The sequence below is a fragment of the Pseudomonas sp. WS 5146 genome, assembly GCF_012985495.1.
Classification (GTDB): domain Bacteria; phylum Pseudomonadota; class Gammaproteobacteria; order Pseudomonadales; family Pseudomonadaceae; genus Aquipseudomonas; species Aquipseudomonas edaphica.
Genome location: NZ_JAAQWL010000004.1, coordinates 242,131 through 253,784, shown reverse-complemented (window position 1 = coordinate 253,784; position 11,654 = coordinate 242,131). Strand labels below are relative to the sequence as shown.

11 protein-coding genes are annotated in these 11,654 nt (G+C 61.5%); 2 read left to right on the top strand and 9 right to left on the bottom strand.

Annotated features, from left to right (window positions below; translation table 11 throughout):
* Positions 1–6: 6 nt before the first annotated feature.
* From HBO41_RS13355 to HBO41_RS13330, 6 genes are read right to left on the bottom strand one after another with little or no spacing between them, the layout of a single operon-like run.
* On the bottom strand, positions 7–1,677 hold the full coding sequence (locus tag HBO41_RS13355) for an AMP-binding protein (protein ID WP_169986575.1): 1,671 nt from the start codon (positions 1,675–1,677) through the stop codon (positions 7–9).
* A complete protein-coding gene (locus tag HBO41_RS13350; protein WP_017138543.1) occupies positions 1,674–2,219 on the bottom strand; it encodes a membrane protein in 546 nt (181 codons plus the stop codon). Before HBO41_RS13350 ends, HBO41_RS13355 begins: the two co-directional genes overlap by 4 nt.
* Complete coding sequence (locus HBO41_RS13345) at positions 2,216–2,470, bottom strand: acyl carrier protein (RefSeq protein ID WP_003187949.1); 255 nt, start codon at positions 2,468–2,470, stop codon at positions 2,216–2,218. The genes HBO41_RS13350 and HBO41_RS13345 overlap by 4 nt, the downstream gene beginning before the upstream one ends.
* 9 nt (positions 2,471–2,479) lie before the next feature.
* The gene (locus HBO41_RS13340) at positions 2,480–2,749 is read right to left on the bottom strand and encodes a phosphopantetheine-binding protein (protein WP_017138542.1); all 270 of its coding nucleotides are present in this window, start codon (positions 2,747–2,749) and stop codon (positions 2,480–2,482) included.
* Positions 2,727–3,539, bottom strand: a complete 813-nt coding sequence (locus HBO41_RS13335; RefSeq protein WP_017138541.1) for a 1-acyl-sn-glycerol-3-phosphate acyltransferase — start codon at positions 3,537–3,539, stop codon at positions 2,727–2,729. The genes HBO41_RS13340 and HBO41_RS13335 overlap by 23 nt, the downstream gene beginning before the upstream one ends.
* Positions 3,515–4,234, bottom strand: coding sequence for a beta-ketoacyl synthase chain length factor (locus HBO41_RS13330; protein ID WP_017138540.1), 720 nt, complete (start codon positions 4,232–4,234; stop codon positions 3,515–3,517). The genes HBO41_RS13335 and HBO41_RS13330 overlap by 25 nt, the downstream gene beginning before the upstream one ends.
* 317 nt (positions 4,235–4,551) lie before the next feature.
* On the opposite strand from HBO41_RS13330, the gene HBO41_RS13325 reads away from it, so the two are divergent.
* Entirely contained in the window at positions 4,552–5,322 is a 771-nt protein-coding gene (locus tag HBO41_RS13325) for a ParA family protein (RefSeq protein WP_017138539.1), read from the top strand.
* A gap of 478 nt (positions 5,323–5,800) precedes the next feature.
* Positions 5,801–6,022: a DUF6124 family protein gene (locus HBO41_RS13320; protein WP_169986573.1), complete on the top strand. Its 222-nt coding sequence runs from the start codon at positions 5,801–5,803 to the stop codon at positions 6,020–6,022.
* 125 nt (positions 6,023–6,147) lie between these two features.
* On the opposite strand, the gene trxC is transcribed toward HBO41_RS13320, so the two are convergent.
* From trxC to mscK, 3 genes are all read right to left on the bottom strand, one after another.
* On the bottom strand, positions 6,148–6,582 hold the full coding sequence (gene trxC / locus HBO41_RS13315; protein ID WP_169986571.1) for a thioredoxin TrxC: 435 nt from the start codon (positions 6,580–6,582) through the stop codon (positions 6,148–6,150).
* Positions 6,583–6,792: 210 nt separating this feature from the next.
* Positions 6,793–8,256, bottom strand: coding sequence for a protein adenylyltransferase SelO (gene selO / locus HBO41_RS13305; RefSeq protein WP_169986569.1), 1,464 nt, complete (start codon positions 8,254–8,256; stop codon positions 6,793–6,795).
* 48 nt (positions 8,257–8,304) lie between these two features.
* Positions 8,305–11,643, bottom strand: a complete 3,339-nt coding sequence (mscK, locus tag HBO41_RS13300; protein WP_017138535.1) for a mechanosensitive channel MscK — start codon at positions 11,641–11,643, stop codon at positions 8,305–8,307.
* Positions 11,644–11,654 lie beyond the last annotated feature (11 nt).

Below are 11,654 nucleotides of genomic sequence, written 5' to 3'. Positions count from 1 at the left end.
AAAAGCCTATTCACTTGGGGCCTCCAGCACGATCCGGCCGCTGGAGCAGGCCGCATCGCCGTTGCGGTACGCGAAGTACAGCTTGCCGCGCTCCGGGTCGAAGCGCAGGTGCAGTTCAACCTGATCACCAGGGCGCACCAGTTGCTGGAACTTGAGCACTTCCATCCCGGCAAAGGTCGCGGGTAAATCGAGCAGTTGCTGTCCGAGGTTGAAGGCCCATTCCACCTGCACCACGCCGGGCAGCACCGGCGTGACCGGGAAATGGCCGCTGAAGTAGGCCAGGTCCGGCGGGATGCTCAGTTGCACAGTCCATTCGCCGTTGGCTTCGGCCTGTTCCAGCACTTCGGGTGCTTTTGGGCGTGGTGCCAGCAGCAATGCCTCTGCGTCAGCCTGGGGCAGTTTGCCTTGGCTGTTCAGCGGCAGCTGGCGCAGCAAACGCCAGCGACGTGGCAGGGCCAGGGCTTCGCAATGTTGGCTTAAATGCTCGCGCAGGGTTTGGGTGACGCTGCGTCGCCCCTGGTTGCGCAGCGCATGCAGGCCCTCGGCGCTCAGCACCACCAGCGCGCCAAGTGAAGCGCGGTTTTCCTGCACCACGCCCAGGCGGGTTTCAGCGACCCAGGCGTGGGTCAGCAGTGCCTGTTCGAGCATGGGCAGGGAGATGCGTTTTTCTTCCAGTTTGACGATGCGGTCCAGGCGCCCGAGCAGCTCGAAGCGGCCATCGGAATGAATGCGCGCCGCGTCGGCGGTTTGTTCGATATGCCCGGCCGGCAGGTACGGCGAGGCAATGCGCAGGGCGCCGTCGGCATCCTGGCTCAGTTCCACATCGGCAAATGGCTGCCACGGCTGTGCGCCCTGGCGCCAGGCGATGCCGCCGGTTTCCGAGCTGCCGAGGATTTCCGTCGGCCATTGCTGCAAGCGGTCGTACAGGCTGCCGGCGGCTTCCACTGGCAGCGCGCCGCCGGAGGAGAACACTCGCGACACTTTACTCAGTGCGGGCCAGTCGAGGTTGTCGCCCATGCGCTTGAGCAGTGCGGGGCTGGCGACCCAGGCAAATTGCGCATGTTCGCGGCTGGCGCGCTGCATGTCTTCAGGGAAGGCCAGTTGCTTGCGCACAAAGGTGCGGCCGGCGCACAGCGGCCACAACACCCGGAACAGCAAACCGTAGATGTGCTGGGTGGCCACGCTGCCGATGATGCAGGCGTCTTTGAGGCCTGCGCCCCACAGCGCTTCCAGCGCCGCCACTTCGTTGGCCAGTTGGCGCAGGGTCTTGTCGATGCGCTTGGGTTCGCCGCTGGAGCCGGAGGTGCACAGGCTCAATTGGCAGGCGTCGAGGTCGAGCGCGGCAGGGCTCAATGGCGCCTGATACAACGCGTCAAGGTCGGCTGCCTCTACCAGCCAGGCGTCCACGCTGTCGTCCCAGCGTTGGCGGGTCTGGGGCTGCAAGTCGGCAGGCAGCAGCACACTGACCCCGGCACGCCATGCGCCCAGCAGGGCAACGGCCAGCACGCCTGCGTCTTCCAGGTGCACCGCCAAGCGCCGGATGCCGCGCGCCTGCAGGCCCGCCGCGAGGCTCAGGGCCTGCTCGCAGAGTTGGACGTGATTCATCGCAGGTTCGGTGGTGACCGAACGTTGTTCCAGCGCCTCAAGCAGCAAGTGCTCAAGTTTCAACCCATTCATACGCGGCCTCGAACCCTTTGTCGTACCAGCCATTCCACGGCAAACAGCAGCCCCATCAGCCCGTAGGCGATGAGGCCGTTGTACAACGTCCACCAGCTCAGTGGCGCCCACAGCGTGAGGGCGGCGGCGAGCAAGCCATTACACAGAAAAAACACACTCCACACCACGGTGACCTGGCGCGTGTACACAATTGCTTTGGGCGGCAGCTGCGGGTCGGTCATGCGTGCAAGACGCTCGACCATCGGCGGCCCGTATTTGAGGCTCATGCCGAACAGCGCCAGCATGAACGCGCTGACCAGGCTCGGGTACCAGCGCAGCAACTGCGGGTTGTCGAACCAGGCCAACAGCAGGCAGAACACGATCACCGCCACGGCCATCCAGCGGCTGCCGGGGCGCCGTGCGCCGGTCAGCGCACGCAACAGCCACAGGCTGCCCAGCAGCAAACCGAATTGCCACGGCGCGAAGTGCTCGGTGCCGTAATACACCGCAAAAGGGTACAGCAGCCCCGCCAGCAACAGGCCAAGGCCGATCAGCCGGCTCATGCGGCAGGCTGGACCAGACGGTACACCGCCTCAACCACGTCGTTGACAGTGCGCACCGCCTTGAACTCTTCGGCGGCGATCTTCTTGCCGGTCTGGCGCTTGATATGGTCGATCAGGTCCACGGCATCGATGCTGTCGATTTCCAGGTCCTGATACAGGTTGGCGTCGAGGGTGACGCGCTCAGGCGGCAGTTCAAACAGTTCCACCAAGGCATCGCGCAGGGTGTTGAAAATATCGTCACGAGTTTGCATGGTCCGGTCTCAAGCTGCCTTTTTAGCCGTGACGAATGCCGCAAGGCTGGCCACGTTGGTGAAGTGATTGCGCGTGTCTTTGGCGTCGGCATCGATCTTGATGCCGTACTTTTTCTGGATCGCCAGGCCCAACTCCAGGGCGTCCACCGAATCCAGGCCCAGGCCTTCGCCGAACAGGGTCTGGTCGCTGCCAATGTCGTCGGGGCTGATGTCTTCCAGGCCCAGGGCCTCGATGATCAGCGCCTTTATGTCGTGCTCAAGGCTGTGTTGGTTGCTCATCTTCGGCGAGCTCCTTAATGAAATAGTGATGCAGGTAATCGTTGAGCTTGCGTGAAGCCTGGGGCGCTGGCCCCAGTGTGGCAAACGCCTGTGGGTCTATATCGGCACCTACGCGCAAACTGAAGTGAAAACGGCGTTTGGGAATGCGATACCAGGGTTCGGCCTTGGTCAGGGTGGTGGGGCTGACCTTGATCACCACCGGGGTGATGATTGTCGCACCGCGCAGGGCAATGGCCGCACCGCCGCGATGAAAGGCCGGTGCTACGCCGGGCGTGGTGCGCGTGCCCTCGGGAAAGATGATCAGCGTCTGGCCATCGCGCAGCGCATCGGCCGCGGCATCGAGCATATCGGCGCTGCCGTCATTGCTGATGTAACCGGCGTCGCGCACCGGCCCACGGGTGAACGGGTTCTGGAACAGGCTCTGCTTGACCACGCAGTTGGTCTGGCGCATCAGGCCGATCAAAAACACCACGTCGATCAGCGACGGGTGGTTGGCGATGATCATCTGGCCGGGGCGCCCGAGGTTTTCTGCGCCTTCAACGCTGTAGGTCAGCACACCGGCGCGTTGCATCATGCGGATAAACAGCCAGAACAGCTTGCTGATGGTGTGGCGGGCGCGGCGCTGGTGTTTAGCGGCACTGCCTGGCAGGCAACTGAGCAGCGGGAACACCAGCAAACGCAGGCACAGCCCGCCGACACCGAAGCAGAAGAAGCTCGCGGCGGTGGCGAACAGGCGCCAGTAATAGGCGTCCCGTGGCTTGTCGGTCAGGGCTTGCGTTGCCAGTTCCATACACGGTTCTTCCAGGCATGTTGGCAGGTGGCCTGCTCGGTAAGCAGGGTGCGCAGCAGGTTCAGGGCGTGGGGCCACTGGGTTTGAGTGAGTTGGACAGCGCCGCTGTTTAGTTCCAGTTGCCACTCGTCGCCCGGGGTCAGCAGCAGGCCGAGGGCATAAGGGAAGGGCACGTCACGGATCCAGTCGGCGTAAGCCGCAGGCGGTTGTTCTTCGGTGATCACCAGCAACACCGCCGGGGCGCCTTCGTTGAGCAGCGCGGCGGCTTCGAGCATGCCGTGTTCCAGGCCATCGCCGGCGGCGGCGAGGGCGGTCATTTCGCAGGTCTCATTGCGCAGGATCGACCACAGGCCAATCACCGCGTTATGCACCGACAGGCTGAACTGGGTGGGCGACAGCGGCTCGTCGTTGGCCAGGTCGCTGAGTATATCGAGGGTGCGCGGGGTTTCGCCGTGCCGGGAAACAAATACCAGCGGCAGGTCTTGCCGGCCCTCGGCCAACGGCCAGCCCACGCTGAACGCCATGCGCGCCAGCCGGCTCAGGCGGCGGCGCTGCATGGCGGGCAGGAACGACACATCGGGTGACGCATCGCTGGCCGGCACTAACACCGGAGCCTGGCACCAGGCGCGCCAGTCCTGCGCAGTCTCAAGGCCCGGAGCCCAGGCGCGCCATTGGTCGATATTGAAAGTGATCACTGAGAAGTTATCCCGCCCCTGCGGGCTTCCATGTGCAGCCGTTGGCCCCGAATACCGGGACAGGGAACAATGGCCGAATGGCGCGCATTATCCCGGTGCCGTGGGGTTCTAGCAAACTTTGGTAAAGATTTGTTCACGGATGAATACAATTTGCCGGAAAAGATTTACAGATTGTCCTTTACCCGTGCGGTGTGTGGATTGTAGGACTCCTCCTTTTGTTCGACAGGTGATGCGCCAGTGCATGGATGAACGAGGTAGCTAACAGGCGCTTTTGCCCTCTACACTCGGACATTCATTGATACACGGAGGTTTTTTCCATGCGGCGTGTGGTGTTCAATCAAAAAGGCGGCGTTGGCAAGTCCAGCATTGCCTGCAACCTGGCGGCGGTGAGCGCCAGTGAAGGCTATCGGACCCTGTTGGTGGACCTCGATGCACAAGCGAACTCAACTCAGTACCTCACAGGGCTGACCGGCGACGATATCCCGATGGGCATCGCCGACTTCTTCAAGCAAACCCTGTCTTCCGGGCCGTTTTCGAAGAAAAATCAGGTGGATATCTACGAAACGCCATTCGACAACCTGCACGTGATCACCGCGACCGCCGAGCTTGCAGACCTGCAGCCCAAGCTTGAGGCCAAGCACAAGATCAACAAGCTGCGAAAGCTGCTGGATGAGTTGAGCGAAGATTACGACCGGATTTACCTGGATACGCCGCCGGCACTGAATTTTTATGCGGTTTCGGCGTTGATTGCCGCTGATCGCGTGCTGATCCCGTTTGATTGCGACAGCTTCTCGCGTCAGGCGCTGTATGGCCTGTTGCGTGAAATCGAAGAGTTGAAGGAAGACCACAACGAAGGCCTCGAAGTGGAAGGCATCGTGGTCAACCAGTTCCAGGCCCGTGCGAGCCTGCCGCAGCAGATGCTGGATGAGTTGATTGCCGAAGGTTTGCCGGTACTGCCGGTGTACCTGGCCAGCTCGGTGCGCATGCGCGAGTCGCACCAGGAGAGCAAGCCGCTGATCCACCTGGACCCACGGCACAAGCTGACGTTGCAGTTTGTGGAGCTGCATAACTTGCTGGAAAATGCCTGATCCCTATAGCAACACAAATCCCCTGTGAACTCATGTGGGAGCTGGCTTGCCTGCGATGCAGACAACTCGGTCTATCAGTTAGACCGAGGTGATGCCATCGCAGGCAAGCCAGCTCCCACATTTGTTTTTGTGTTTCAGCAGGGGGATTTGGATTGTTCCTACTGAGGCTGTAGGAAGGGTCTGGCAAATGGGGTTGTGGGTTGTATCGTTGCCTACAGCTAAGCCAGAATCGCCCGGCTTGTGCGTCTGGATGGGCGTCTCTAAGGTTGGCCGGTCGCTGAATGTTCAGTGATCGGGTTTAGTAGCCCGTGGTGAGACGTACAGCAAATCATTGATCAGGACTGCCCTGTATTTGATGGCGGCTGTACGGAGGGCGCTTTCGAGCGCGCCGGTGAGTCTCCCCGGTCTACTAACCTGCGTACAGCTGCCACCCTCCGTTTAGTAGCGGCTGGTTGCGGCTCCTGCTCGGAGACGTTCCATGGTTAACCTTTATACAGTTGCACCCAGCCTCCCTACCGAAACCCTCGTACTCAACAGCTACGAAACCTTCTCTTCCGTCCGTACGCTGTTACTCAAGCTCTCCAACGACCTCACCGGCGAGCACCGCGACGTGGCCCTGGCCATCCATCAATTAAGCGAGCTCGGCGTAATGCTGGTCGGCCAGATGATGGACCACGAAACCCCCGTAGCCCGAGCTTAAAACGCGGTCAATGTGGGAGCTGGCTTGCCTGCGATGCAGGCAACTCGGTCTATCAGTCAGACCGAGGTGAGGCCATCGCAGGCAAGCCAGCTCCCACAGTTGACCCCGTTGCTTGAGGGGCTGGTTTACACCCCTTGGCTACGCAACCAACTCATTAACTGCGGCAACGGAAACGCGCCACTCTGGCGCGCCACTTCGCGGCCGTTCTTGAACAGAATCAAACTCGGAATCGAGCGAATCCCCAACTGCGCCGACAGCTGCTGATTAGCCTCGCTATCAAGCTTGGCCAATCGGCATTTGCCCTCCAACTGCCCAGCCGCCTGCTCAAACACCGGCGCAAACGATTTGCACGGCCCACACCACTCGGCCCACACATCCACCAACAACGGCAGGTCACCCTTGATCTGGGTGGCGTAGTCGCCTTGCTTCAGCTCGAAAGGCTTGTTCAGCAACACAGGCTGCTTGCAGCGCCCGCATTTAGGCGCATCACCCAGGCGTTCGCCAGGGATGCGGTTGAGGCCGTTGCAATGCGGGCAGGGGATTACAAGAGGTTCGGACATGGTGGGCTCCTAGGGCGTGGCCAATGGGTTTAATTTGGAGCCGACAATGAGGTTTATCAAGACCAGGCGAAAAGGATGAAACACTGATCGTTCCCACGCTCCGCGTGGTAATGCATCCCGTGACGCTCTGCGTCACCCGTGCGCAGGGCAAAAGGCGGGACGCGGAGCGTCCCAGGCGGCATTCCCACGCAGAGCGTGGGAACGATCATCTTACGACGAGCAACTAATCTCCAAATGCTTGCCCCAGTCCGGTGGCCGCTGGGCGTATTGCTCCATCCCGGCCTGTTCCTCAAACGGCTTGCTCAGCACCTCATGCAGTCGCCGCACTTCGCTGTAGTCACCTGACTCGGCAGCCGCGATGGCGTTTTGCGCCAGATAGTTGCGCAGGATGTACAGCGGGTTAACTGCGTGCATGCGTTCACGGCGCTGTGCCTCGCTGTAATCGCCATCCCGTGCGACGCGAGCCTTGTATTGATCAGCCCAGGCATCAAACCCGGCCAGGTCGACAAAGTCATCGCGCAAGCGCGCCACGGCCAGTGCCGCAGACTCATCACCCAGACGGCGGAAGAACAGCGTGTAGTCCACGCCGCTGTTCTGCATCAGTTTCAGCAAGCGTTCCACCAGTGGCTGGTCAGCGTCTTCAGCCGTGGTGAGCCCCAAGCGTCGACGCATCAGGTCCAGGTAGTGCGCCTGATACAGCGGCAGATACAGCCCAAGGGCTTCTTTTAAGGCATCCACACTGATAAACGGCGTCAGCGCCTGGGCCAGCGCGCTCAGGTTCCACTGCCCGATCGGCACTTGGTTGCTGAAGGAGTAGCGCCCTTCATGGTCCGAATGGTTGCAGATGAAGTGCGCGTCAAAATCATCCAGAAACGCAAACGGCCCGAAGTCGAAGGTGATGCCCAGGATAGACATATTGTCGGTGTTCATCACGCCGTGGCAGAAGCCATAGGCCTGCCATTTGGCGATCATCTCGGCATTGCGCTCGACGATTTCGCGGAACATTGCCAGGTACGGTTCGGGCTGTTCGCGGCACTCGGGGTAGTGCAGATTCAACACGTGCTCGGCCAATTCGGCCTGCTGCTCGGGCTTCTTGGTGTAGTAGAAGTATTCGAAATGCCCGAAGCGGATATGGCTGTGAGCCAAGCGCAATACCATGGCGCCGCGCTCTTGTTTCTCGCGCCATACCGGCGTGTCGGAGCCAATCACGCAGAGGGCGCGGCTGCTGGGAATACCCAAGGCATGCAGGGCTTCGGAAGCGAGAAACTCACGAATCGAAGAGCGCAGCACCGCACGCCCATCGCCCATGCGCGAATACGGCGTCATCCCGGCACCCTTGAGGTGCAAGTCCCAATGCTCGCCGGCCTGGTTGTACACCTCACCCAGCAACAACCCGCGGCCATCGCCCAGTTGCGGGGTATAGCCGCCGAACTGGTGCCCGGAATAGACCATTGCCCGCGGTTCTGCTTCGGCCCACAGTTTGTGCCCGCCAAACAGCTCGGCAAATACCGGCGTTTCGGCCACGGCCGGGTCGAGGTCGAGCAAGGCCATGGCGGCGTCGCTCGCCACCACAAGGCGCGGCGCGTCGAGGGGCTCAGGCAGTACGTGGGTTGAGAACGCGTCGCCCAGGCGTGCGAAGCGGTTGTCGAAGGTCAGTTCGTCGAGGGCTTTCACCGGCCATCTCCAGCAGAATGTCCGAGCATTCTGCTGGGGATAGGGCGTTTAGTCGAGTTTGCTCGGCGGCGGTTCTTGCACGCCGCCGTCGTTGGCGGGTTTGGTCGGTGCGTCGACTTCCACCAGTTTGTATTCCTGGCCGTGGAGGTTCTTGAGGTAGACCTCCATCTGGCGGAACGAGATGTTGATGTGGTGGTTCTTGAACTCGCGGTTGATAAAGCGGTTCACCTCGTCGATCACCGGGTTGCGGTCACCCAGGTCGCGCACGTGCATGCGCAGTTCGTGGTCGAGGGTGCTTTCGCCGAAGTTGAGGAAGTACACATGGGGTTCGGGTTCTTTCAGCACGCGCGGGTTTTCACGCGCGGCCTTGAGCAGCAATTCCTTCACCAGGTCCAGATCAGAGCCGTAGTCCACGCCCAGTTTCAGGGTGACGCGGGTGATGGTGTCGGTCAGTGACCAGTTGATCAGTTGCCCGGTGATAAACGTCTTGTTCGGGACAATGATGTCCTTGCGGTCGAAGTCGGTAATCGTCGTGGCGCGGATGCGGATCTTGCTCACCGTGCCCGACAGGTTGCCGATGGTGATGGTGTCGCCGATGCGCACCGGGCGTTCGAACAGGATCATGATGCCGGAGATAAAGTTGGCGAAGATCTCCTGCATACCAAAGCCCAACCCCACCGACAGCGCCGCCACCAGCCATTGCAACTTGTCCCAGCTCACGCCGAGGGTGGACAAGGTGGAGACGAAACCGACGCCGGCGATCACATAGGACAGCAAGGTGGTCGTGGCATAGGCGCTGCCTTGGGCCAGGTCCAGCTTGGACAGCACCAGTACTTCGAGCAGGCCGGGCAGGTTGCGCGCCAGGGCGAAGGTGATGCCGACGATGATCGAGGCGCCGAGCAAGTCGCCGATGCTGATCGGCACCATGCTGATATTGGCACCAGTGCCGCTGGTGTATTCGTAGAGGGTCACGTTGTCCAGGTAGGAGAACACAGTGATCAGGTCTTTCCACACCCAGTACAGCGCGGCGATAAAGCCGCCGAGCAAGGCCAGGCGGATCAGGCGCATGGACTGTTCGTTGACCTGCTCGATGTCCAGGGTCGGTTCTTCGATCACCGCTTCGCCGTCGCCGGCTTCCTTGGCGGCCTGGCGTTTGGCCAGGGCGCGGGCATAGGCCAGGCGTCGTGCAGCAACGCCGAGGCCGCGGACAAAGGTGGCCTCGATGACCAGCCAGAACATCAGCAGGTACAGCGTGTTGATCAGCCGGTCGCTGAGTTTGAGCGCGGTGTAGTAGTAGCCAAAGCACACGGCGATAAACAGCGCGACGGGCAGGGCGGTAAACACCAGGCCCACGGCCTTACGGAACAATGAGGCTTTTTCGTGGGTCGGGCTGTGCAGCAGCAGGCGACTCAGCAGCCAGGCCATCAGCGCGTAGCAGGTCAGCACCACAGCGATACCCAGCACGTCGTCGGCCAGCGCGGCCGGCTGGTGTTCGGCGATGGCCACTACGGCTACCAGCGCCAGCACCACCAGCCCGAGCTTGCGGATCCAGCCCTGGAGGAACTCGACCTGGGGCTTTTCCCAGCGGAAATGCAGTTCGGCCACGCCACCCGGCGCGAGAATCCGGTAGGCGGTGTAGAACACCAGCCACGCTTGGGCGATCAGCAGCAAGGCCGCGCCCAAGTTGGCGTTTTGCCCGCGGGCGTCGATTTGCAGCGCGTAGCCGCACAATGCCAGCGCCAGGGCCACCGGCAGCGCCAGCAGGATATTCACCAGGATGGCCACCGGCGTGTGCCATTGGCTGTCGCGCTTGAAGTGGCCAATATCGAGGTGGATCTTTTTCAGGCGCGCGTACAAGGCTTTACGCCGCCACAGCAGTGCGCCAATCAACAGCAGCAACGGCAAGAACAGCAGCGGGCGCTGGGTCAGGCCGTCATACAGTTCGCTGACGCTCGAAGCCCACGGCAGGGTGGTGACTTGCTTGGTCAGGTGGTCCGGCACGGTTTCCAGCCACTCGGTGTCCAGCGGCTTGTTGCTGGGGATCCAGAACATTTGCTCGTCGAGGGTCGCGCGCAGGTTGGTGGCGGTGCTGAGCAGTTGTTTCTGGTTCAGTTGCAGGGTGATGGATTCGTTCAGCAGCGCGCTCAGCTCACGGCTCAGGCGTTCGAGCAGGTCGCTGCGAGTGATCGCCAGTTCCAGCAAAGTGCGGCGCAATTGTGGCGTCACGTCATCCGGCGACTGGTTGGCCAGCAGGCTATCCACATAGGTGCTGGGCGTACTGATCAGTTCGCGTTGCTGGTTGACCTCGAACTGGTACAGGCGAATGTTGGCGATGTCGTCCGCCAGGTTGCGGTCGACGGTAAGACGCGGCAGCGCCTGCTTTTGTTTGTAGAGGATTTTGGAGAGCAGCAGGCTGCCCTTGAGCACATTGATCTGCTCGTCCAGGGCCGAGTCGCTTTGGGTGACGGTGTCCAGTTGCTGCTTGGTCTGCAGATTTTTCTGGGTCAGGTCATTGAGACGGTCAGTGCTTTTGAGCAGGTAGTCGGAGAGCTTGAGGTTGGCCGCGCTTTCGGTCGCGAGCAGGCTGCTGCCGCCGGCCTTTTGCGCTTCGATGGACTGCTGGGTCACGGTCTGCTGGGACTGGGCCAGGCGTTTCTGGTTGATCAGGGTTTGCAGGTCCTGGATCTCTTGTTCCAGGCGCGCGGTCTTTTCCACCACCAGGTCATGCTGGCTGTTGCCCAGGTCTTGCAGTTGGCTGTTGCCGGCCAGTTCCTGGCGGCGCAGCGGGATCAGGGCATTAAGGGCCGCAAGTTCGGCATTCAATTGGTTGCGCTGGTCGCCGCTGAGGGTTTTGCCGTTGTCTTTACCAGCCTTGAGGATCGAATTGATCTGCTGGATGCGCGTCTGGCTGCTGCTGATTTCGGTCTGGGCGCGCTCTGGACGGGTCTGGGCGGCGATGGTCAGGCTGTTGGCGTCGGCCAACTCTTTTTGCAGGTCGCCTTGCTGGGTGCTGCGCTGCACGAGCAATTGCTCAAGTTGCGGCACGGGCAGCGAGGCATAGCGTTGGGCCACGGGGACAATTTTAGTCGCCTTGAGCCGCACCAATTCACGCTGGTTGTCGGTGGTCTGGCGCGGGGCGTCTGCCAGCTGGCGCTTGAGGTCGGCCAGGCGCTGCTCGTAATCCTGCTTGTTGCCCAGGTACGTCAACGTCTGTTGCAGGATGCTCTGCAACGCCTTCATGTCGGCGTCGGGCAGCTTGCGGTCGGGCAGCTTGTCCAGGCTTTGCTGGATGGCGTCGGTGCTGGGCGGGTCGGCGGCGTAGACGTTGCCCACGCAGAGGGTCAGGCCCAGCAGGGCAGTGGCTAAAAAGGTGCGCAGTAGGGTCATGGATACCGGTC